Source organism: Bradyrhizobium ivorense (genome assembly GCF_900696085.1).
Lineage (GTDB): Bacteria > Pseudomonadota > Alphaproteobacteria > Rhizobiales > Xanthobacteraceae > Bradyrhizobium > Bradyrhizobium ivorense.
Map to the genome: position 1 here is coordinate 70,977 of NZ_CAADFC020000003.1, position 22,097 is coordinate 93,073.

At 65.1% G+C, this 22,097-nt stretch carries 23 protein-coding genes and 1 tRNA gene; 13 read left to right on the forward strand and 11 right to left on the reverse strand.

Annotation, left to right across the window (positions count from 1 at the left end):
• Positions 1–280 precede the first annotated feature (280 nt).
• The 6 genes from CI41S_RS00585 to CI41S_RS00610 all read right to left on the reverse strand — a co-directional run bounded on the left by CI41S_RS00585 (position 281) and on the right by CI41S_RS00610 (position 6,575).
• Positions 281–1,360 carry a sn-glycerol-3-phosphate import ATP-binding protein UgpC gene (locus tag CI41S_RS00585; RefSeq protein ID WP_139856971.1) on the reverse strand — a complete coding sequence of 360 codons (1,080 nt, stop codon included), beginning with the start codon at positions 1,358–1,360 and terminating at the stop codon, positions 281–283.
• Between the two features lie 6 nt (positions 1,361–1,366).
• Positions 1,367–2,215 (reverse strand): sn-glycerol-3-phosphate ABC transporter permease UgpE, encoded by an 849-nt coding sequence (ugpE, locus tag CI41S_RS00590; RefSeq protein WP_139479400.1) that lies wholly within the window; start codon positions 2,213–2,215, stop codon positions 1,367–1,369.
• Positions 2,215–3,096 carry a sn-glycerol-3-phosphate ABC transporter permease UgpA gene (gene ugpA, locus CI41S_RS00595; protein ID WP_139856972.1) on the reverse strand — a complete coding sequence of 294 codons (882 nt, stop codon included), beginning with the start codon at positions 3,094–3,096 and terminating at the stop codon, positions 2,215–2,217. The genes ugpE and ugpA overlap by 1 nt, the downstream gene beginning before the upstream one ends.
• 118 nt (positions 3,097–3,214) lie before the next feature.
• Positions 3,215–4,534 carry a sn-glycerol-3-phosphate ABC transporter substrate-binding protein UgpB gene (gene ugpB / locus CI41S_RS00600; protein ID WP_139856973.1) on the reverse strand — a complete coding sequence of 440 codons (1,320 nt, stop codon included), beginning with the start codon at positions 4,532–4,534 and terminating at the stop codon, positions 3,215–3,217.
• Between the two features lie 216 nt (positions 4,535–4,750).
• Positions 4,751–5,956: a CaiB/BaiF CoA transferase family protein gene (locus CI41S_RS00605; RefSeq protein ID WP_139856974.1), complete on the reverse strand. Its 1,206-nt coding sequence runs from the start codon at positions 5,954–5,956 to the stop codon at positions 4,751–4,753.
• 193 nt (positions 5,957–6,149) lie between these two features.
• Positions 6,150–6,575 (reverse strand): organic hydroperoxide resistance protein, encoded by a 426-nt coding sequence (locus CI41S_RS00610; RefSeq protein WP_139856975.1) that lies wholly within the window; start codon positions 6,573–6,575, stop codon positions 6,150–6,152.
• Between the two features lie 161 nt (positions 6,576–6,736).
• Between CI41S_RS00610 and CI41S_RS00615 the strand changes: the two genes are divergently transcribed.
• Entirely contained in the window at positions 6,737–7,198 is a 462-nt protein-coding gene (locus CI41S_RS00615) for a MarR family winged helix-turn-helix transcriptional regulator (protein WP_139856976.1), read from the forward strand.
• Positions 7,199–7,229: 31 nt separating this feature from the next.
• Here the strand turns inward: CI41S_RS00615 and CI41S_RS00620 are convergent, their stop codons facing one another.
• The 3 genes from CI41S_RS00620 to CI41S_RS00630 all read right to left on the reverse strand — a co-directional run bounded on the left by CI41S_RS00620 (position 7,230) and on the right by CI41S_RS00630 (position 8,212).
• Complete coding sequence (locus CI41S_RS00620; RefSeq protein ID WP_139856977.1) at positions 7,230–7,466, reverse strand: GIY-YIG nuclease family protein; 237 nt, start codon at positions 7,464–7,466, stop codon at positions 7,230–7,232.
• A gap of 167 nt (positions 7,467–7,633) precedes the next feature.
• Positions 7,634–7,709, reverse strand: a tRNA-Ala gene (locus tag CI41S_RS00625).
• A gap of 95 nt (positions 7,710–7,804) precedes the next feature.
• The gene (locus tag CI41S_RS00630; protein ID WP_139856978.1) at positions 7,805–8,212 is read right to left on the reverse strand and encodes a TIGR02300 family protein; all 408 of its coding nucleotides are present in this window, start codon (positions 8,210–8,212) and stop codon (positions 7,805–7,807) included.
• Between the two features lie 145 nt (positions 8,213–8,357).
• On the opposite strand from CI41S_RS00630, the gene aroA reads away from it, so the two are divergent.
• Complete coding sequence (aroA, locus tag CI41S_RS00635; RefSeq protein WP_172627862.1) at positions 8,358–9,695, forward strand: 3-phosphoshikimate 1-carboxyvinyltransferase; 1,338 nt, start codon at positions 8,358–8,360, stop codon at positions 9,693–9,695.
• Positions 9,692–10,321: a (d)CMP kinase gene (cmk, locus tag CI41S_RS00640; protein ID WP_139856980.1), complete on the forward strand. Its 630-nt coding sequence runs from the start codon at positions 9,692–9,694 to the stop codon at positions 10,319–10,321. The genes aroA and cmk overlap by 4 nt, the downstream gene beginning before the upstream one ends.
• Before the next feature lie 69 nt (positions 10,322–10,390).
• Here the strand turns inward: cmk and CI41S_RS43245 are convergent, their stop codons facing one another.
• The gene (locus tag CI41S_RS43245) at positions 10,391–10,564 is read right to left on the reverse strand and encodes a hypothetical protein (RefSeq protein WP_172627863.1); all 174 of its coding nucleotides are present in this window, start codon (positions 10,562–10,564) and stop codon (positions 10,391–10,393) included.
• 488 nt (positions 10,565–11,052) lie between these two features.
• On the opposite strand from CI41S_RS43245, the gene rpsA reads away from it, so the two are divergent.
• From rpsA to CI41S_RS00690, 10 genes are all read left to right on the forward strand, one after another.
• Complete coding sequence (rpsA, locus tag CI41S_RS00645) at positions 11,053–12,762, forward strand: 30S ribosomal protein S1 (protein ID WP_139479391.1); 1,710 nt, start codon at positions 11,053–11,055, stop codon at positions 12,760–12,762.
• Positions 12,763–13,341: 579 nt separating this feature from the next.
• Complete coding sequence (sppA, locus tag CI41S_RS00650) at positions 13,342–14,307, forward strand: signal peptide peptidase SppA (protein ID WP_139856981.1); 966 nt, start codon at positions 13,342–13,344, stop codon at positions 14,305–14,307.
• Positions 14,308–14,493: 186 nt separating this feature from the next.
• On the forward strand, positions 14,494–14,823 hold the full coding sequence (locus CI41S_RS00655; protein ID WP_139479389.1) for an integration host factor subunit beta: 330 nt from the start codon (positions 14,494–14,496) through the stop codon (positions 14,821–14,823).
• 71 nt (positions 14,824–14,894) lie between these two features.
• On the forward strand, positions 14,895–15,281 hold the full coding sequence (locus CI41S_RS00660; protein ID WP_172627864.1) for a LapA family protein: 387 nt from the start codon (positions 14,895–14,897) through the stop codon (positions 15,279–15,281).
• Between the two features lie 63 nt (positions 15,282–15,344).
• Positions 15,345–16,046 (forward strand): phosphoribosylanthranilate isomerase, encoded by a 702-nt coding sequence (locus tag CI41S_RS00665; protein WP_139856983.1) that lies wholly within the window; start codon positions 15,345–15,347, stop codon positions 16,044–16,046.
• A 118-nt stretch (positions 16,047–16,164) separates the two neighbouring features.
• The gene (gene trpB, locus CI41S_RS00670; protein ID WP_139479386.1) at positions 16,165–17,382 is read left to right on the forward strand and encodes a tryptophan synthase subunit beta; all 1,218 of its coding nucleotides are present in this window, start codon (positions 16,165–16,167) and stop codon (positions 17,380–17,382) included.
• Positions 17,379–18,215: a tryptophan synthase subunit alpha gene (gene trpA, locus CI41S_RS00675; protein ID WP_139856984.1), complete on the forward strand. Its 837-nt coding sequence runs from the start codon at positions 17,379–17,381 to the stop codon at positions 18,213–18,215. Before trpB ends, trpA begins: the two co-directional genes overlap by 4 nt.
• A 105-nt stretch (positions 18,216–18,320) precedes the next feature.
• Positions 18,321–19,262, forward strand: coding sequence for an acetyl-CoA carboxylase, carboxyltransferase subunit beta (gene accD / locus CI41S_RS00680; protein ID WP_139479384.1), 942 nt, complete (start codon positions 18,321–18,323; stop codon positions 19,260–19,262).
• A 95-nt stretch (positions 19,263–19,357) separates the two neighbouring features.
• A complete protein-coding gene (locus CI41S_RS00685; protein ID WP_430649983.1) occupies positions 19,358–20,602 on the forward strand; it encodes a bifunctional folylpolyglutamate synthase/dihydrofolate synthase in 1,245 nt (414 codons plus the stop codon).
• Positions 20,603–20,715: 113 nt separating this feature from the next.
• Positions 20,716–21,456 carry a metallophosphoesterase family protein gene (locus tag CI41S_RS00690; RefSeq protein ID WP_139856986.1) on the forward strand — a complete coding sequence of 247 codons (741 nt, stop codon included), beginning with the start codon at positions 20,716–20,718 and terminating at the stop codon, positions 21,454–21,456.
• Between the two features lie 231 nt (positions 21,457–21,687).
• Here CI41S_RS00690 and trxA read toward each other — a convergent pair whose 3' ends face one another.
• A complete protein-coding gene (gene trxA / locus CI41S_RS00695) occupies positions 21,688–22,008 on the reverse strand; it encodes a thioredoxin (RefSeq protein WP_139479381.1) in 321 nt (106 codons plus the stop codon).
• Positions 22,009–22,097: the final 89 nt, after the last annotated feature.

Here is a 22,097-nt window from a genome sequence, read left to right on the forward strand (position 1 = left end):
ATGATCCGACCGCCGAACCGCCCACACTTCGGCGGATCATGCGTCAGGGCCCTTGCGGCACCCCATGCAACCGCCGGGCCTCTTGCCCGGCGGTCAGTCGTCAATATGGGGCTGATTTGGGGTGGGTTCAAGCATCTCAGGAATCAGGCTTAATTGTCGCATAACCGGTCTTTCCCGTTCATTTCCGGGGCATTGCACAAGCGTCGAACCCGGATTCTCGCGGCGCAACCTCCGGATTCCGGGCTCCCGCTGGCGCGGGCCCCGGAACGACCGCTCCTCGTCACCCGATTCGCTTGCGCCCGTCGGCGCTAAAAAGATGCAGTTTGTCGCGCGGCGCCACCGCCCGGATCTGCTCGCCGATGGCGGGGCCGCTGACCCCGGGAACCCGGACGATCACTTCGCCGGGAGGCAGATCGCCGGGGTTGGCGGCAACCCCGTGCTCCTCGCGCTGGCGGCTGCCATAGACGAAGGTTTCGGCGCCGACGTGCTCGATCGCCTCGATCGTCAGGCCGAGCGCCACCCCGCCGGGGGCGGTCTCGCTGGAGATGACAAAATCCTCCGGCCGGATCCCGACGATGCCGGCGCCGTCGACGCCGGCGATCTGGGACTTCAGCTCGTCCGAGCGCAGCGGCATCAGATTCATCGGCGGGGCGCCGATGAAGGAGGCGACGAAGGTGGTGGCCGGCCGCTGGTAGATGTCGAGCGGATTGCCGATCTGCTCGACTTGGCCGCCGTTCATGACGACGAGGACGTCGGCGAGCGTCATCGCCTCGAGCTGGTCGTGGGTGACGTAGATCGAGGTGGTGTTGAGCCGGCGCTGCAGCTTGCGGATCTCGACCCGCATCGCGATGCGCAGTTTTGCATCCAGGTTCGACAGCGGCTCGTCGAACAAAAACACTTTCGGCTGCCGCACGATGGCGCGGCCCATCGCGACGCGCTGGCGCTGGCCGCCGGAGAGCTGCCGCGGCTTGCGCTCCAGCATCGGCGTGAGCTCGAGGATGCGCGCGGCCTCCTCGACCCGGGTCTTGATCTCGGCCTCCGGCATGCCGCGGTTGCGCAGGCCGTAGGCCATGTTGTTGTAGACGCTCATATGCGGATAGAGCGCGTAGTTCTGGAACACCATCGCGATGTCGCGGTCGGCCGGCTCGACCTGGTTGACGACGCGGCCGCCGATATCGATCTCGCCGCCGCTGATGGTCTCGAGCCCCGCGACCATGCGCAGCAGCGTGGACTTGCCGCAGCCGGAGGGGCCGACCAGCACGCAGAACTGGCCGTCGCCGACATCGACGTCGACGCCCTTGATGGCCTCGAAGCCGCCGGGATAGGTCTTGCGGACGCTGCGCAGCGTGACGTTTGCCATGAGCTCCTACTTTTCCGTCTCGACCAGTCCACGCACGAACAATTTCTGCATCGCGACCACGACGAACACCGGTGGCAGCATCGCGAGCAGGGCGGTCGCCATCACCACCGGCCATTCGGTCAGCGCGTCGGTGGTTGTGATCATCTTGCGGATGCCGACCTGGATGGTCTGCATGTCGTCGCGCGTCGTGATCAACAGCGGCCAGAGATATTGATTCCAGCCGAGGATGAACAGGATCACGAACAGCGCCGCCATGTTGGTGCGCGACAGCGGCAGCAGCGTATCCCAGAAGAAGCGGAACGGGCCGGCGCCGTCGATCCGCGACGCCTCCAATAGCTCGTCCGGCACGGTCATGAAGAACTGCCGGAACAAGAGCGTCGCGGTGGCCGAGGCGATCAGCGGCAGCGACAGGCCGGCATAGCTGTCGAGCAGGTGCAGGTCGGCGACGATCTTGTAGGTCGGATAGATGCGCACCTCGACCGGCAGCATCAAGGTGATGAAGATGATCCAGAAGATCGCCATCCGGAACGGAAAGCGGAAATAGACGATCGCATAGGCCGAGATGATCGAGATCGCGATTTTGCCGATCGCGATCGCCAGCGCCATGACCAGCGAGTTCAGCATCATGTTCAGCACCGGCTCGCGGGTCGAGCCGCTCGTGCCGACGAACAGCGTCTGGTAGTAGGTCTCGAGGAAATGGCCGCCCGGCAACAGCGACATCTGGCCGTTGGCGATAACCGCGTTGTCCTGGGTCGAGGCGACCAGCGCGAGGTAGACCGGGAAGGCGACGATCGCGATCCCGATCCACAGGATGACGTGAGCCAGATAGCGCTGAAAGCCCTCTTCCTCGACCATCAGTAGGTCACCTTGCGTTCGACGAAGCGGAACTGGATCGCCGTCAGCATGATGACGATAACCATCAGGATCACCGACTGCGCCGCCGAGGAGCCGAGATTGCCGCCGAGCAGGCCGTCGGTATAGACCTTGTAGACCAGCGTTTCCGTCGCCTTGCCGGGGCCGCCGCGGGTCATCGTGTCGATGATGCCGAAGGTGTCGAAGAAGGCGTAGACGATGTTGACGACCAAAAGGAAGAAGATGGTCGGCGACAGCAGCGGGAAGATCACGGTCCAGAACCGCCGCATCGGACGGGCGCCGTCGATCGCGGCAGCCTCGATCACGCTCTTCGGGATGCTCTGTAGTCCGGCAAGGAAGAACAGGAAGTTGTAGGAGATCTGCTTCCAGGCCGCGGCCAGGATGATCAGCAGCGCCGCCTGGTCACCGTCGAGCAGCGGATTCCAGTCGACGCCGAGCGCGCGCAAATAGCGCGACAGCACGCCGAGCGAGGGATGCAGCATGAACACCCAGAGCACGCCGACCACCGGCGGCGCCACCGCATAAGGCCAGATCAGCAGCGTGCGGTACAGCGTCGAGCCGCGCAGCGGCTTGTCGGCCATCACGGCCAGCAGCAGCGCAAAGGACAGCGAGGAGATGGCGATCGCGAACGAGAACACGAAGGTCCTGACGATCGCGGTGAAATAGGCCGGGTCCTTGAACAGCTCGAGATAGTTCTCGAACCAGACAAAGCTCGTCGAAAGGCCGAAGGCGTCCTGCAGCAGGTAGGACTGGATCACCGCCTGCACGGCCGGCCAGTAGAAAAAGATCAGGACGATCGCGAGTTGCGGGGCAACCAGCGCGTAAGGCAACAGCTTTGATTGGAAGATCGCTTGCTTTTGCATGATCTTGGAAAACTGGCAGGCCGCGGGATGCGGCCTGCCGGGATGGTTCTAAAGCTTGAGCATGATCTTTTCGGAAAACCGCTTCGCACTGTTCCGGATCATGCTTTAACTCATCATGTCAGCGGACGGCGGCCTTTTCAAACTGCCGCAGCATCGTGTTGCCGCGCTCGACGGCCGAATCCAGCGCCTGCTTGGCGGTCTTCTTGCCGGCCAGCGCCTGCTCGATCTCCTCCGACCACATGTCGCGCAGCTGCACCATGTTGCCGAGGCGCAGGCCGCGGGAGTTCTCGGTCGGCTCCTTGTTGGTGAGCTCCAGCAGCGGGGTCTCGAGATAGGGCTGCTCCTTGTAGAAGCCCTCTTCCTTGGCCTTGGCATAGGCCGCCTTGGTGATCGGCAGATAGCCGGAGGCCTTGTGGATCCAGACCTGGCGGTCGGTGTCCGACAGGAAGGTCAGGAATTTGGCCACACCCTTGTATTCCTCGGGCGACTTGCCGCCCATGATCCAGAGCGAGGCGCCGCCGATGATCGAGTTCTGCGGTGCGCCCTTGGTGTCCGGATAATACGGCATCGGCGCCGCGGTGAAGTTGAACTTGGCCTGCGCCTTGACGTGGCCGAAGAACGCCGACGAGGTCAGGTAGATCGGGCATTCGCCGGAGGTGAAGCGGCCTTCGCCGGTGTTGGTGCGGCCGGCATAGTCGTAGGTCTTGTCCTTCTGCAGCTCGACCAGGTTCTCGAGGTGCTTGACCTGCAGCGGGCCGTTGAACTCGAGCACGGTGTCGAAGCCGTCGAGGCCGTTAGCCTTGCTGGCGAGCGGCACGTTGTGCCAGGCCGACAGCTGCTCGAGATTGACCCAGGTCACCCAGGAGCCGGAGAAACCGCAGGTGCTGTAGCCCGCCGCCTTCAGCTTCTTGGCGTCATCGAACACCTGCGGCCAGGTCTTCGGAATCTCGGTGATGTTGGCCTTCTTCAGCGCGTCGAGATTGACCCACATCACCGTCGACGACGAGTTGAAGGGGAACGACAGCATCTCGCCCTTCGAGGTCGAGTAATAGCCGGTGATCGCGGGCAGATAGTTCTTCGGATCGAACTTCTCGCCGGCGTCGGCCATCAGCTTGTAGACCGGCTTCACGGCGCCGGTGGCGGCCATCATGGTCGCGGTGCCGACCTCGAACACCTGCATGATGTGCGGCGCGTTGCCGGCGCGGAACGCGGCGATGCCGGCGTTCATGGTGTCGGCGTAGCCGCCCTTGTAGGTCGGGATCACCTTGTAGTCGGATTGTGCAGTGTTGAAATCGCTGGCCAGCTTGACGATGACGTCGTTGTTGGCGCCGGTCATCGCGTGCCACCACTGAATCTCCGTCACCGCAAAGGCCGGCGAAGCGCCGAACGCGAGCGTGACCGCAAGTGCCGCAGCCGCACCAAATTGTCGAAGTGCCATCAAGAAACCTCCCCTCGGCCGTCAAAATGTGCGCTTGCGCTAGCAGCGCCCTGTGACGTTCACATGACTTGTGTAAGCGGCCAAAACGAAAGCGGCAAGCGCAACAAAATGGAAGCCGGAAAATAGGCGAAGACCCGCAGGCGGCCGGAGCCGCCCGCGGCGCGCAGGCGTGCTCACGCCGCAGTGCGGCATTTGACGATTTTGCCGGTTAAGGCCTCAGCGCTTCCGCTCGGGGCCGCAGACCACGCCCTTGTCGACCAGGGCGTTGATCTCGTCTTTGGAATAGCCGAACTCGCCGAGCACCTCGGCGGCGTGCTGGCTGAACTTCGGAGGGGTGCGGCGCAGGCTCGGCTTGGTGCGGTCGAGCCGGATCGGCGAGGCGACGCCCTTGTACCAGTCCTTCTCGATGACGTCGCCGCGGTGGAGGGTGTGCGGGTTGGTCAGCGCCTGATCGATCTTCTGCACCGGCCCGGCCGGCAGGCCGGCGGCCAGCAGCCGGTTGCACAGCGGCTCGGCCTCGTGCTGGCTGAACACCGCGGCGAGCTCGACGCGCAGCGCGTCGCGGTTGGCGATGCGGTCCTTGTTGCGGGCAAAGCGCGGGTCGGTGCCGAGCTCGGGCTTGCCGATCTCCTTGGCGAGCTTGCGGAAGGTGCCGTCATTGCCGACGCCGATGAAGATGTTGTCGGTCTTGGTCGGGAAGATCGCGTAAGGCACGAGGTTCGGATGCTCGTTGCCGGTCAGCGACGGCGGCTTGCCGTGCATGAAATAGTTCGCGGTGTGCGGATGCATGATGGCGAGGCCGGTCTCGTACAGCGTGGTCTCGAGGAACTGGCCGAGGCCGGAGCGCTGCCGCTCCGACAGCGCCATCAGGATGCCGATCGCCGCATAGAGCCCGGTGGTGATGTCGACCAGCGGCACGCCGATCCGCATCGGGCCGCTGTCGGGCGAGCCGGTGGCGGCGATCATGCCGGTCATCGCCTGGATGATCGCGTCATAGCCGGGATTGCCGCCGCGCGGGCCGTCGGCGCCGAAGCCGGAGATGCGGCAGTGCACGAGGCGGGGAAATTTTTCGCGCAGCACGTCGTTGCCGATGCCCCATTTGTCGAGCGTGCCGGGCTTGAAATTCTCGATCAGCACGTCGGCGGTCTCGAGCATCTTCAGCAGCACGGTGCGGCCGCCCTCGGAGGCGAGGTCGAGGCCGACCGAACGCTTGTTGCGGTTGATGCCGACGAAATAGGCCGCGTCCTCCTCGTGGAACGGAGGGCCCCACTCGCGCACTTCGTCGCCGGCGGGCGGCTCGACCTTGATCACGTCGGCGCCGTGGTCGGCGAGGATCTGCGTGCAATAGGGGCCGCCGAGCACGCGCGTCAGATCGATCACGCGCAGTCCGGTCATCGCGCCCGCAGCCGCTGGGGTATTCATGGCAGCAACCTTCGCTCAGAGAGGATGAGAGGGTCCCAGAGCTAACGGTTGTCAGGCGGGGCAGCAATGCCCCCGGATGCGCAGGCCCATGCAATCGGCCGCGCGCGTTCGCCACGCGAACCCGGGCCGGAAAAGCAATGGTCCGCCACACGGGTGGCGGACCATCTGGAAGCGATGAACTGCGGGCGACGGATCAGACGACGGTCAGCTTGACGTCGACATTGCCGCGGGTCGCGTTGGAGTACGGGCACACCTGGTGGGCTTTCTCGACCAGTGCCTCAGCCTCGGCGCGAGGCAGGCCGGGCAGCGAGACCGCGAGCTCGACGGCAAGGCCGAAGCCGCCGGCCGAGCGCGGGCCGATGCCGACCGTGGAGGTGACCGAGGCGTCGGCGGGAACCTTGGGGCCGCCCTGCGAGGCCACGAATTTCATGGCGCCGATGAAGCAGGCGGCATAGCCGGCCGCGAACAGCTGCTCCGGATTGTTGCCGGCGCCGCCGCCACCACCCAGCTCCTTCGGGGTCGTCAGCTTGACGTCGAGCGCGCCGTCGAGCGTTGCCGCATGGCCGTCGCGGCCGCCGGTTGCCTTGGCGCTGGTCTTGTAGAGCACGTTCACAGACATGGTGGTCTCCCTGGGTTGAATTCGATGGCCATCATATTGCGCAAAATTAGATTGTGCGCAATATGAATTATGCGGTCTCACATTTAATTGTTCGCAATTGAATCCCGCTTGCCGTGAGCCCAGAATGAACCTTGAACATGACGAGGTCGACGGGAATCCCCATGGTCAGGAAACAGATGGCGGCCGATCAGGCGCTGCGGCTCGACAATCAGATCTGCTTTGCGGTCTATTCGACCGCGCACGCCTTCAACCGCGTCTATAAGCCGCTGCTCGACCGGCTCGGCCTGACCTATCCGCAATATCTCGTCATGCTGGCGCTGTGGGAGCGCGACGACGTGCCGGTGAAGGACCTCGGCGAGCGGCTGTTCCTGGACTCCGGGACGCTGACGCCGCTCTTGAAGCGGCTCGAGGCGGCCGACCTGATCAAGCGCACCCGCAGCACCGCGGACGAGCGTCAGGTGCTGATTGCGTTGACCGCCCAGGGCCATGCGCTGCGCGACAAAGCCAAGTCGGTGCCGCAGTCGATCCTGGCGGCATCCGACTGCTCGGTCAGGGAATTGATGGCGATGAAGAACGAGATCGTCGCGCTGCGCGACCGGCTGAATGCGGTGCTTGGGGAGTAGAGAGTGGGGGGCGGACGGGGTTACCGCGCAATCACAAATGCTTCTTCGCGAAAGCTCGACCTGAGCCGGACTTCAGATACCTTTCGAACGCGATGGCGAGTCGCTCGTCGCTGAACGCAACGTAGGTCCTCAGCTTCCAGGGCTTATACTTCGAGGTATGCGGGACTTCACCGGCATTGTGCTTTGCAAGGCGGGCGCGAAGGTCATCGGTAATCCCGACGTAGAAATGGGCGCCGTCCAAACTCTCGAGAATGTAGACGTACTTCATGGCGTATCCCCCTTCAGGCAGGATGGCCGAACGTTCCGCGTACGTCAGACATTGCGCTTGCCTCGCCCGCCGTCGCCCTTTGGGCTATGGCGGGGCAGCCTTCGTTCACTTCGCTACGAGAGACTACCCGGGCTTGCCCAGCCGAAGCTCGCGAAGCGAGCGAAGGCTGGTGGAGCCAGGCGGGATCGAACCGCCGACCTCTTGCATGCCATGCAAGCGCTCTCCCAGCTGAGCTATGGCCCCTTATCCAGATGGGACGATCCTGGGGGATCAAATCCCGTCCGCCGAGCCTAAACGACTCACGCGGCAGCACCGTTGATCATAGTTCGGCGACGATCTCAAGTCTCTTCGTCGCCGCCGACGTCACCAATGATGTCGGTCACGTCCTCATCGCCCTCTTCCTCGTCGGCAATGAAGGTCGAATCGTCGTCATCATCGTCGTCGATGGTCTCATCGACCTCGATATCGTCCTCGGATTCGGGAACCTGGGCCTTGACCTTCCCGGTGTTCTCCTCGGCATCGGCCTCCTCGAGCGAGACCAACTCTTCGGTCTCGGCAGCCTCCGGCATCTCGGCGGCGGTTGCCGGCGAGCTGACGCTTGCGCCACGGCCCCGCGGCGGGGCAACCGGCGCGATCGGCACGACCTCGCCGGTGTACGGCGAAATGACCGGATTCTTGTTGAGGTCGTAGAACTTCTTGCCCGTGGTCGGGCAAATGCGTTTGGTTCCGAGCTCGGACTTGGCCACGTGGTAATCCCAGAATTTTCCTGAAAAGCGGTGCTTCACTTGGCTAGTTGAGAAGCCGCTGTCAATAGCGGTTTGCGGGCATTTGACAGGCGCGTGACGCGCTGGTGCCTATGTGATACCTGCCGCGGCGCGAGAGGACACAATCTTGGCTCAATCTGACACCCAAACCCCGCTGGAAGCCCGCGCAAGCGGCCCTTTGGCCGGCAAAGTTCGCGTTCCCGGCGATAAATCGATTTCTCACCGCGCGCTGATCCTGGGGGCGCTTTCGGTCGGCGAAACCCGCATTTCCGGCCTGTTGGAAGGTGAGGACGTGCTCAACACCGCCAAATCGATGCGGGCGCTGGGCGCCCGGGTCGAGCGGACGGCGCCGTTCGCCTGGACGGTCAACGGCGTCGGCGTCGGCGGCTTCGCCCAGCCGGCCGCGCCGCTCGACTTCGGCAACTCCGGCACCGGTTGCCGGCTGGTGATGGGCGCGGTGGCGGGCTGCCCGGTGGCGGCCGTGTTCGACGGCGATGCCTCGCTGCGTTCCCGTCCGATGCGCCGGATCCTCGATCCGCTGGAACTGATGGGGGCGCGGACCAGCGACATCAGGGAGGGCGGCCGGCTGCCGCTCACCCTGCACGGCGCCCGCTATCCGGTGCCGATCACCTACAAGACGCCGGTCGCCTCGGCCCAGATCAAGTCCGCAGTGCTGCTGGCGGGGCTGTCGGCCCCCGGCGTCACCACGGTGATCGAGCAGGAGGCGAGCCGCGACCATACCGAGTTGATGCTGAAGCATTTTGGCGCCGACATCACCTCGGAGCCGGAGGGCAGTCGCGGCCGCAGGATCACGCTGACCGGCGAGCCCGAGCTGCGCGGCGCCAATGTCGTGGTGCCGGCCGACCCGTCCTCGGCCGCATTCCCGATCGTCGCGGCGCTGATCGTCGACGGCTCCGACGTCGTGTTCTCCGACGTGATGACCAATCCGCTGCGCACCGGCCTGTTCACGACGCTGCGCGAGATGGGCGCCTCGATCGAGGAGAGCGAGGTGCGTGGCGATGCCGGCGAGCCGATGGCGCAGCTGCGCGTGCGCGCCTCGAAGCTGAAGGGCGTCGAGGTGCCGCCGGAGCGCGCGCCGTCGATGATCGACGAATATCTGGTGCTGGCGGTGGCGGCGAGCTTCGCCGAAGGCACCACGATCATGCGCGGCCTGCAGGAGCTGCGCGTCAAGGAATCCGACCGGCTCGAAGCCACCGCGGCGATGCTGCGCGTCAACGGCGTCAAGGTCGAGGTGTCCGGCGACGACCTGATCGTCGAGGGCCGCGGCCATGTGCCCGGCGGCGGCCTGGTCGCGACCCACTTGGACCATCGCATCGCGATGTCGGCGCTGGTGATGGGCTGCGCCGCCGATCGCCCGGTCAAGGTCGACGACACCGCCTTCATCGCCACCAGTTTTCCGGATTTCATTCCGATGATGCGCTCGCTCGGAGCAGACTTCGCATGATTATCGCTATCGACGGACCCGCCGCCTCGGGCAAAGGCACGCTCGGCAAGCGGCTCGCCCACCACTATGGCTATCGCCACCTCGACACCGGGGTGATCTACCGCGCGGTCGCCTATGCCATGCTGGAAGCCGGCGCCGACCTCACCAATGAGGTGCTGGCGGTGGCAGCGGCGCTCGAGCTCGACCCCGAAAAGTTCGGCAACCCGGTGCTGAAGACGCAGCGGGTCGGCGATGCCGCCTCGGTGGTGTCGGCGATCCCGAAGGTCCGCGAGGTGCTGGTGAATTTCCAGCGCCAGTTCGCCGCCGATCCGCCCGGCGCGGTCCTCGATGGCCGCGACATCGGCACCGTGATCTGCCCGAATGCCGACGTGAAGATCTTCGTGGTAGCCGATCCCAGGGTCCGCGCACGGCGGCGCACGCTGGAGGCCCGCGGCCGCGGCGAGGAGGCCGACGAGGAGGCGGTGCTGGCCGACATCATCAAGCGCGACGAGCGCGACCAGAATCGGGCGATTGCGCCGCTGCGGCCCGCGGCGGACGCGCACACGCTGGACAATTCCAACCTCGACATCGAGGCCGGCGTCCGCGCCGCCATTGCCATCGTCGAAGCGGCGCGCGCCAAGCGCTGACGGTCCGTTCGAACAGAAAAAAGCGCGATGACGGCGTCATCGCGCTTGAGATCCGAACGGTCGGGTGGATCAGTTCTTCGACCAATAGCGGTCGAACGGCAGTTCCTGGTCGGCCATGCTCAGGATCGGCTGTGCCGCCTGAACCGATGCGCCATGTTCGGCCGAAACCGCGGCCGGCATCGCTGCAAATGCATTTCCAAGCGTCACGATGGCAATCGCCGCCAGCGCCACAAAGCTCTTCATTGAATTCGCTCCCTGTTTTTAATGCAGGGATGGTGTCCTGGACCGGCTTAAGGGCAGGTTCCCCCGCCGCGCCTCCGCGGGGCATTTCTGCCAGCGCGGTCAACAAGATGTTGCAGTAGGGCTGGCCGGGGCGCTCAGCAGCCTTAATCGCCCGTAAATCGGCCGTTTCTGCTTGCCGAAAAGGTGCCTCGGGGCTATATCAGCGCCGTCCGGACCACCATCGACCATGTCGAGGCCGTGTCTGAAGCGGGCCGGCGATGGGTTTGAGCCCTCGCCGCATCTGGAGGAACGCCCGCTCCCAGGTCTTGAAGTCGATATTCGTTTCAGGCGCCGGATCATTCAGAACGTACCGAACGTGCAGTTGACTGCCGGCCCGCTGTTGCGCCTCCCGCAACGAGCGGCCGTCGGGGTTTGCGGAACCCCGACACTGTATGCGCGGTGCGCCCATTAACCCGAACGGCCGGCGAAATTCCGCATCTGGAGAACAAATGGCTTCGAATTCTGCGTCTTCCTATAATCCGACCCGCGACGATTTCGCGGCGATGCTTGATGAGTCCTTTGCCGGCGGCAATTTGCAGGAAAGCTCGGTCATCAAGGGCAAGGTTGTTGCAATTGAGAAGGACATGGCCGTCATCGACGTCGGCCTGAAGACTGAGGGCCGCGTCGCGCTGCGCGAATTCGCCGGCCCCGGCCGTGAAAGCGATCTGAAAGTCGGCGACACCGTCGAGGTGTTCCTGGACCGTATCGAGAATGCGCTCGGCGAAGCCGTGCTGTCGCGCGACAAGGCGCGCCGCGAGGAGAGCTGGGGCAAGCTCGAGAAGGCGTTCCAGAACAACGAAAAGGTCAACGGCGTCATCTTCAACCAGGTCAAGGGCGGCTTCACCGTCGACCTCGACGGTGCCGTGGCGTTCCTGCCGCGCTCGCAGGTCGACATCCGTCCGATCCGCGACGTTGCGCCGCTGATGAACAACTCGCAGCCGTTCCAGATCCTCAAGATGGACCGCCGCCGCGGCAACATCGTGGTGTCGCGCCGCACGGTTCTCGAAGAGACCCGCGCGGAGCAGCGCCAGGAGCTGGTGCAGAACCTCGAAGAGGGTCAGGTGATCGACGGCGTGGTCAAGAACATCACCGATTACGGTGCGTTCGTTGATCTCGGCGGCATCGACGGCCTGCTGCACGTCACCGATATCGCCTGGCGCCGCGTCAACCACCCGACCGAGGTGCTGACCATCGGCCAGACGGTGAAGGTCAAGATCATCAAGATCAACCACGAGACGCACCGCATCTCGCTCGGCATGAAGCAGCTGCTGGATGATCCGTGGCAGGGCATCGAAGCCAAGTACCCGCTGGGTGCCCGCTTCACCGGCCGCGTCACCAACATCACCGACTACGGCGCGTTCGTCGAGCTCGAGCCGGGCATCGAAGGCCTGATCCACGTCTCCGAGATGTCGTGGACCAAGAAGAACATGCACCCCGGCAAGATCGTTTCGACCTCGCAGGAAGTCGAAGTGCAGGTGCTCGAAGTGGATTCGGTCAAGCGCCGCATCTCGCTCGGCCTCAAGCAGACCATGCGCAATCCCTGGGAGGTCTTCGTCGAGAAGTTCCCGGTCGGTTCGGTGGTCGAGGGCGAGGTCAAGAACAAGACCGAGTTCGGTCTGTTCCTCGGTCTTGAGGGCGACGTCGACGGCATGGTCCATCTTTCCGACCTCGACTGGAAGCTTCCGGGCGAGCAGGTCATCGACAACTTCAAGAAGGGCGACATGGTCAAGGCCGTGGTGCTCGACGTCGATGTCGAGAAGGAGCGCATCTCGCTCGGCGTCAAGCAGCTCGAAGGCGACCCCTTCGCCGAGCCGGGCGACGTCAAGAAGGGCGCGGTCGTGACCTGCGAAGTGCTCGAGGTGAAGGAGAGCGGCATCGAGGTGCGGATTTCCGGCACCGAGTTCACTACCTTCATCAAGCGGTCCGAGCTGGCCCGCGATCGCAACGACCAGCGCGCCGAACGCTTTGCCGTCGGCGAGAAGGTCGATGCCCGCGTCATCCAGTTCGACAAGAAGGCCCGCAAGGTGCAGGTCTCGATCAAGGCGCTGGAAGTCGCCGAAGAGAAGGAAGCCATCGCGCAGTACGGCTCCTCCGATTCGGGTGCGACGCTCGGCGACATCCTCGGCACCGCGCTGAAGAACCGCGGCACCGACAAGTAAGCGTTTCGTCCAACAGACGCGATCAAAGCCCCGGCGAAAGCCGGGGCTTTTTGTTTGCGTAGCTATTTAGCCCGGATGCAGCGTGGCGCAGTTGTCTTCTCCTTCCCCCTGAAAGGGGGAAGGTCGGGATGGGGGTCAGCCGCGCGCTCCGCTCCTGCTGAGAGAGCAGATCCCCACCCGCTTTGCTCTTGCGAGCAAAGCGACCTCCCCTTTTTCAAGGGGAGGGTGGATGCCTGCGCAACTTCGGAATAATGGAAGAATACCAATGATTTGCCCGACGCGTCAAGCCGCCGCGCCGGCGACAGCGAGCTACTTTGCATGGGGTTGTTTTTCGACATTTTGGCAGCCGTGTAACCTAGATGCAGCCAACGGGTCGCGCGAACGCGCGCCCGATGACAGACTCGGCGCAATCCGGGGTCCCTGCCGCCGCGGCGAGACTTTTCCGGATTGCGCTTCGCTCCATCCGGGCCATAGATAGGGGCCTTGTTTTCTTCATATTGCGCCGCAATTGATGTATTCGGCTAAGCTTATGGTGACGCTGCGGCCGCAAAACGCGCGGGACCTTTTTGGAGAAATTCGATGTCGCTGGATTCAGACGTGATCGTCGATCGCCGCCGCATCAGGCGCAAGCTGACGTTCTGGCGCGTCGCCGCCGCGGTCGTTGCGATCGTGGCCATCGTCGGCGCGGGCCTGCTCGCATCGGTCGGGGGCGGCGTGTCGGGCTCGATTGCGCGGGTCACGATCGAGGGGCTGATCCGCAGCGACCAGGCGCGCGTCGAGGCGCTGGAGCGGCTCGAGAAGTCGAACTACGAGGCCGTCATCGTCCACATCAATTCGCCCGGCGGCACCACTGCGGGCTCCGAGCAGCTCTACGATTCGCTGATGCGGCTGAAGGCCAAGAAGCCGCTGGTGATCGTCGTCGACGGTCTCGCCGCCTCGGGCGGCTACATCACGGCAATCGCGGCCGATCACATCGTCGCCCAGCAAACCTCGCTGGTCGGATCGATCGGCGTGCTGTTCCAGTTTCCGAACGTTTCGGAGCTACTGAAGACGGTCGGCGTGAAGATGGAAGAAATCAAATCCTCGCCGCTGAAGGCTGCGCCCAACGGTTTTGAGCCGACCAGCCCCGAAGCGCGCGCCGCGATCGATGGCCTGGTGAAGGATTCCTATGCATGGTTCCGTGGATTGGTGAAGCAGCGGCGCGGTATGGATGATGCCCTGCTGGAGCAAGTCGCTGATGGCCGCGTCTTCACCGGCCGGCAGGCGGTCGATCTCAAGCTGATCGATCAGCTCGGCGACGAGAGGACTGCGGTCGCCTGGCTGGTTGCGGAGAAGAAGATCAAAAGCGAGCTGCCGGTGCGCAACTACAGGCTCAACCCGCGGTTCGGCGACCTGACGTTCTTGCGCACTGCGGCATCTATCACCCTTGATGCGTTCGGTCTGGGCGCCATTGCCCAGCGAATCGAGCAGGGCGGCGTGGTGCAGGCGATCGATCGGTTCGGGCTCGACGGCATGCTGGCGCTGTGGGCCCCAGGAACCAACTGAGGAACCAACTGACTGGTTGCCCAACGCGTAGCTTTGCAGCTATTCCCGCTTTGCGGGAGTCATTGGATGCCCCAATCGGGCTATTTGTCACGCAAATTCACGGCGCTCTAAATCGATTTAGCGTCTTGACAGTGCACGGTATTTTCACGGAAATGGGTTTCCGCAAGAGCCCGGATCCCATTTTCGATGATCAAATCCGAACTTGTTCAGCGTATCGCCGAGCACAACCCGCATCTCTATCAGCGGGATGTCGAGAACATTGTGAATGCGATTCTTGATGAGATTGTCGCTGCGCTGGCGCGGGGAGACCGTGTCGAGCTGCGCGGTTTCGGCGCATTCTCGGTGAAGCATCGCCCGGCTCGCGCCGGCCGCAATCCGCGCACCGGCGAGCATGTGCCGGTCGATCAAAAGAGCGTGCCGTTCTTCAAGACCGGCAAGGAAATGCGCGAACGTCTCAATCGCGAGAGCGGCGAGACCGATGCATCCAGAGTGGATGCGCCAAAGGCCGACGCGTAACGCACGACGTCAGGCGTTGCCGTGTTGCGGGCCGCGCGCCCGCGCGTTCTCCATCGCTATGAGAGATGGTCATGCGAAAGTTCTTCACGGCAGTGGTGGTCATTCCGCTCGGATTGATTTTTATCATCTTCGCGGTCGCCAACCGTCATTGGGTGACGGTGTCGTTTGATCCCTTCAACGCCACGACGCCGACGGTTGCGGTCACGCTGCCGCTGTTCGTCGTGATCATCGTCTCCGCCATCCTTGGCGTGATCGCGGGCGGCATGACGACCTGGTTCCGGCAGGGCCGCTGGCGTCGCGCCGCGCGGCAGCACGAGGCCGACGCCCGCCAGACCCGCGCCGAGCTCGCCAACCTCAGGGCGGTCGGCTCCCGGGACGAGGCGCCGCGCCGCCCCACGGCCGCCCAGCTCGGCTTTTACGGGCCTGCCGGGCGAGACAAGCAGGGCGCGACGTTGTAATACCCGCCCCGTCGGACTGGGCTGCGCCCGGGCCCCGGCGCCCGAAAACCCGTTTGAGAGACCATGTCCCTGCTCGTCAAAATCTGCGGCCTGTCCACGCGCGAGACGCTCGACGTCGCGCTTGAGGCCGGCGCCGACATGGTCGGGTTCGTGTTCTTTCCGCCGTCGCCGCGCCATCTCAGCCTCGAGGCGGCGCGCAAGCTCGGCAGCCGCGCCGAGGGCCGCGCCGTAAAAGTCGCGCTGACCGTCGATGCCGATGACGCGACCTTGGAGAACATCGTCGAGACGCTGCGGCCGGATATCCTGCAGCTGCACGGCAAGGAGACGACGGCGCGGCTGCGCGACATCAAGCAGAAGCTCGCGCTGCCGCTGATGAAGGCACTGCCGGTCGAGACCGCCGCCGACCTCGCCGCCCTGCCGCGCTATGCCGGCGTCGCCGACCGCATCCTGTTCGATGCCCGCGCGCCCAAGGATGCCACGCGGCCGGGCGGCCTGGGGGCGCCGTTCGATTGGCACGTGCTGGAAAATCTCGATCTCGCGCTGCCCTACATGGTCTCCGGCGGGCTCAATGCCGGCAACGTCGCCGAGGCCGTCCGCGTCACCCGCGCCGGCGGCGTCGATGTCTCGTCGGGCGTCGAGCGCACGCCCGGCGTCAAGGATCCCGAGCTGATCCGCGCCTTCATCCGCGCCGCGCGCGCAACCGACCCTTCTTCACCTCTCCCCGCTTACGGGGAGAGGTCGACCGCGCAACGCGCGGGCGGGTGAGGGGCCTTGCAATGACGATCGCGCGAGTGGAGATACCCCTCACCCCAACCCTCTCCCCGCAAGAGCGGGGCGAGGGAGCAGATAGAGCGCCGCGCGCAACTCAAGAACTGACGGTTCGATGAATCAAAACCTGCCCAACTCCTTCCGCAGCGGCCCCGACGAGCGCGGGCATTTCGGCATTTTCGGCGGACGCTTCGTTGCGGAAACGCTGATGCCGCTGATCCTCGATCTGGAAAAGGCCTATGCCGAGGCCAAGGCGGATCCGTCGTTCCAGGCCGAGATGAACGGCTATCTGAAGGACTATGTCGGCCGGCCCTCGCCGCTGTATTTCGCCGAGCGGCTCACCGCGCATCTTGGCGGCGCAAAAATCTACTTGAAGCGCGAGGAGCTCAACCACACCGGCTCGCACAAGGTCAACAATGTGCTCGGCCAGATCATGGTCGCGCGCCGCATGGGCAAGCAGCGGATCATTGCCGAGACCGGCGCCGGCCAGCACGGCGTGGCGACCGCGACGCTGTGCGCCCGCTTCGGGCTCGAATGCGTGGTCTATATGGGCGCGGTCGACGTCGAGCGGCAGCAGCCGAACGTGATCCGCATGGAGATGCTGGGTGCCAAGGTGATCCCGGTGCAGTCCGGCGCGCGCACGTTGAAGGACGCGATGAACGACGCGCTGCGCGACTGGGTCACCAACGTGCACAACACGTTCTACTGCATCGGCACGGTGGCGGGTCCGCATCCCTATCCGATGATGGTGCGCGACTTCCAGTCGGTGATCGGTGAGGAGACCCGCCGGCAGATGCAGGAAGCCGAAGGCCGTCTGCCGGATTCGCTGGTCGCCTGCATCGGCGGCGGCTCCAATGCGATGGGCCTGTTCCACCCGTTCCTCGACGATCCTTCGGTCGAGATCTTTGGCGTCGAGGCGGCGGGCCACGGGCTGACCCAGCTGCACGCCGCCTCGCTTGCCGGCGGCCGCCCCGGCGTGCTGCATGGCAACCGCACCTATCTGTTGATGGACGCCGACGGCCAGATCGAGGAAGCGCATTCGATCTCGGCGGGTCTCGACTATCCCGGCATCGGTCCGGAGCATGCCTGGCTGCATGAGACCGGCCGCGTCAAATATCTCTCGGCGACCGACGAGGAGGCGCTGGCAGCCTTCCAGCTGCTGTCGCGGCTCGAGGGCATCATCCCCGCGCTGGAATCCGCGCACGCCATCGCCAAATTGTCGGAGCTCGCGCCGCAGCGGCCGAAGGATCACCTGATGGTGGTCAACCTCTCCGGCCGCGGCGACAAGGACGTGCCGCAGGTCGGCGACATCTTGAAGGGCAGGAAGAAGTGACCACCCGTATCGACGCCAAGTTCGCCGAGCTGAAGCGGCAGGGCCGCTCGGCCTTCGTCACCTTCGTGATGGCCGGCGATCCCGACGAAAAGACCTCGCTCGAGATCATCAAGGCGCTGCCGAAGGCCGGCGCCGATGTCCTCGAGATCGGCATGCCCTTCACCGATCCGATGGCCGACGGCCCGTCGATCCAGGCCGCAGGCCTGCGCGCGCTGAAAGGCGGCATGACGCTGCGCAAGACGCTGGAGATGGTGCGCGGCTTCCGCAAGGACGACGACACCACGCCGATCGTGCTGATGGGGTACTACAACCCGATCTACATCTACGGCGTCGAGACCTTCCTGGCCGATGCCAAGGCCGCCGGCGTCGACGGGCTGATCATCGTCGACCTGCCGCCGGAGGAAGACACCGAGCTCTGCATCCCCGCGATGAAGGCCGGCTTGAACTTCATCCGCCTGGCGACGCCGACCACCGACGACAAGCGGCTGCCGGCCGTGCTCGCCAACACTTCGGGCTTCGTCTACTACGTCGCCGTCACCGGCATCACCGGCAGCGCTGCGGCCGATTCGAAGGTGGTCGGTGCGGCAGTGAGCCGCATCAAGCGGCACACCGCACTGCCGGTCTGTGTCGGCTTCGGCATCCGGACGCCGGAAGTCGCGCGCGCGATCGCCGAGAGCGCCGACGGCTCGGTGGTCGGCACGGCGCTGGTCGATGCCCTGAAGGGCAGCCTCGATGCCGAGGGCCGGGCGACGGCCAGGACCGTGACGGCGGTCGCCGACCTCGCGGCTTCGCTGGCCCAGGGGGTCCGGGGCGCCAAGCAGGCGGCCGAATAAGCCACAATTTGCGGCGACAAGGCCGCGGGCGGCGGCTTGCCGGGCTTGGCCCGGCCCGCCATATACTCACTTCATGCGGAACCGACCCGCATTTCGGAGCGAACCATGAATTGGCTCACCAACGTCGTCCGGCCGAAGATCCGCAACATCCTGCGCCGCGAGACCCCGGAAAACCTCTGGATCAAGTGCCCGGATTCCGGGCAGCTGGTTTTCTACAAGGACGTCGAGGCCAACCAGTTCGTGATCCCCGGCTCGAACTACCACATGCGTATGGGCGCGGTGGCGCGGCTGAAGTCGATCTTCGACAACGAGACATGGTTCGACGTCGCGCTGCCCGAGGTCACGCCCGATCCGCTGAAATTCCGCGATGAGCGCAAATATGTCGACCGCATCAAGGATGCCCGCGCCAAGACCGGGCTGAACGATGCGATCAAGGTCGGCTACGGCAAGCTCGAAGGCGCCGCCGCCGTGGTCGCGGTGCAGGATTTCGACTTCATGGGCGGCTCGCTCGGCATGGCCGCCGGTGAAGCGATCGTGCGCGGGCTCGAGCTCGCGGTCGAGAAGAGGTCGCCCTTCATCGTGTTCGCCGCATCCGGCGGCGCGCGGATGCAGGAAGGCATTTTGTCGCTGATGCAGATGCCGCGCACCACCGTCGGCGTGCAGATGCTGCGCGAGGCGCGGCAGCCCTACATCGTGGTGCTGACCAATCCGACCACCGGCGGCGTCACCGCCTCCTACGCGATGCTCGGCGATATCCAGATCGCCGAGCCCGGCGCGCTGATCGGCTTTGCCGGCGCGCGCGTGATCGAGCAGACCATTCGTGAAAAGCTTCCGGACGGTTTCCAGCGCGCTGAATATCTGCGCGAGCACGGCATGGTCGACATGGTCGTGCACCGCCACGAGATGAAGGCGACGCTGGCGCGGCTGTGCCGCCTGCTGACCAAATCGCCGGCGCTCGAGACCGCTGCGAAGCCCGCCGCCGCCGTCACCGAGCCGGCCCAGATCGTCACGGCGCCGGAGACGGTGCCGGCCGCGCCGCACGCGTGACCGCAAGCGCCGCCCCATCACAACCCTCGCTCGAGGCGTTGCTCGCGCGGATCTCGGCGCTGCATCCCAAGCGCATCGATCTCAGCCTGGATCGCATGCGCGACCTGATGCAGCGGCTCGATCATCCCGAGCGCAAGCTGCCGCCGGTGATCCATGTCGCCGGCACCAACGGCAAGGGCTCGACCATCGCCTATCTGCGCGCGATCCTGGAGGCCGCCGGCCTCAAGGTGCACGTCTTCACCTCGCCCTATCTGGTGCGGATCAACGAATGCTACCGGCTGGGTGCGCCCGGCGGCGGCAGACTGGTCGGTGACGACGAGCTGCGCGAAACGTTGGAGCATTGCGAGCGCGTCAACGCCGGCAACCCCGTCACCGTCTTCGAGATGGAAACTGCAGTTGCCTTCTGCCTGTTCGCCAAGCATCCGGCGGATGTCGCGCTGCTCGAGGTCGGCCTCGGTGGCCGGCTGGATTCGACCAACGTGGTCGAGACGCCGCTCGCCTCGGTGATCGCACCGGTCAGCATGGACCACATGGAATTCCTCGGCGACAATCTGACCGCGATCGCCGGCGAGAAGGCCGCGATCATCAAGCGCAAGGTGCCGGTGATTTCGGCCGAGCAGGCGGCGGAAGCGATGGCCGTGGTCGAGGCGCAGGCGAGCCGGATGCGCGCACCGCTGCATGCGGCCGGCCAGCAATGGCATGTCGGCATCGAGCGCGGCCGGCTGGTCTATCAGGACGAGCGCGGCCTGCTCGATCTCGCCGCGCCAAAGCTGTTCGGCCGGCACCAGTTCGACAATGCCGGCCTTGCGATCGCGACCTTGCGCGCAATCGACGCGTTCAAGCTCACCATGTCCGCCTACGAGGCCGGCATGGTCAACGCGGAATGGCCGGCGCGGATGCAGCGGCTGACTTCAGGTGCGCTGGTCAGCCAGGGCCCGCAGGGCTGCGAGATCTGGCTCGACGGCGGGCACAACGCCGAGGGCGGCCGCGTCGCGGCGGCGGCGCTCGGCGATCTCGAGGAGCGGGTGTCGCGGCCGCTGGTCGTGATCGCCGGCATGATGGCCAACAAGGACGCCAATGCCTTCCTCGCCAACTTTGCCGGGCTGACCCGCCATATCATCGCGGTGCCGGTGCCGGGCCGCGACAACGGCATGCCGCCGGACCGGCTGGCCGATGCGGCACGCGTGTTCGGCATGCGCGTCGAGACCGCGCCCGGTGTCGACGCCGCGCTGCGGCGTCTCGCCATGCTGGCCTACGAGATCCCGCCGCGCATCCTGATCACCGGTTCGCTCTATCTCGCCGGCCCGGTGCTTGCCGCCAACGGCACGTCGCCTGCATGATGTTGCCGTAGGTGCCGTAGCCCGGATGGAGCGAAGCGCAATCCGGGACGGCACCATCCGCGGACGCAGACCCCGGATTACGCTTCGCTCCATCCGGCTATGAGGGAATGATCATGCGTTTCGCGGCCATCGCCGACATCCACGGCAATCACCTCGCGCTCGAAGCCGTGCTGTCCGACATTCGCGCCCAGGGCATTTCCGACATCGTCGATCTCGGCGACATGGTGAGCGGACCGCTCGATGCGCGGCCGACCATCGACATGTTGATGCAGCTCGACACGGTCCATCTGCTCGGCAATCACGACCGTTATCTGATCGACCGGCCGCATGAGAGGATGGGCTCCTGGGAGCGGCGCACATACACGCAGCTCGAGCCGCGGCACCTCGGCTGGCTGCGCACGCTGCCCGCGAACGCGGTCTATCGCGACCAGGTTTTCCTCTGTCATGCGACGCCGCAGGATGACGAGACCTACTGGCTCGACACCGTGCTGCCGGGTGGCGAGGTGCTGATGTCCTCGCTGGAAGCGATCGAGGCGAGGGCCGCCGGCCTGACGCAATCGCTGATTCTGTGTGCGCATACCCACACCGCCCGCGCGGTGCGGCTGCGCGACGGCCGCTTGATCGTTAATCCCGGCGCCGTGGGCTCGCCCGGCTATCACGCCGGCAAGCCGCACCCGCATGTCGTCGAAGCCGGTTCGCCCGATGCGCGCTACGCCATCCTCGAACAGGTCGATGGCAATTGGGACGTGACCTTCCGCCATATCCCGTACGATCACGCCGCGATGGCGGCACTGGCGCGGCAGAACGGCGAAGCCGAACTCGCCTCGGCGCTGGCGACGGGGTGGATCAGGTAATCAGTAGCCCGGATTGAGCGCTGTGTTCTCCTTCCCCCTGAAAGGGGGAAGGTCGGGATGGGGGTCAGCCGCAAGCACACCGCATGTGGAGAGAGCAGATCCCCACCCGCTTTGCTCTGCGAGCAAAGCGACCTCCCCTTTTCAAGGGGAGGTGGGAGCGCGCCGACCCCCAAAACAAAACGGCCAGCTCATCGCCGGCCGTTTCACAATCACCTAATTCGAAGCGGTGGATCAGACCGCAGCGGAAATCCACTGCTGCAGCTTCGCCTTCGGCGCGGCGCCGACCTGACGCGAGGCCATCTCGCCGCCCTTGAAGATCATCAAGGTCGGGATCGACATCACGCCGTATTTCGACGCGGTCACCGGGCTCTCGTCGACGTTGAGCTTCACGATTTTGACCTTGTCGCCCATCGCGCCGGAAATCTCGTCAAGCGCGGGCGCGATCATGCGGCAGGGGCCGCACCATTCGGCCCAGAAGTCGACGACCACCGGCCCGGTCGCCTTGAGCACTTCGGCTTCGAAATCGGCGTCAGAAACCTTGCCAACGGCCATTGCAGTACCTCGTTCGGTTGAGAAAGGGCGCGACCAAGAATCGCGCCCGGGAGCATGGGGGAAACCTATGAACGCCCCCTTGCCGGGTC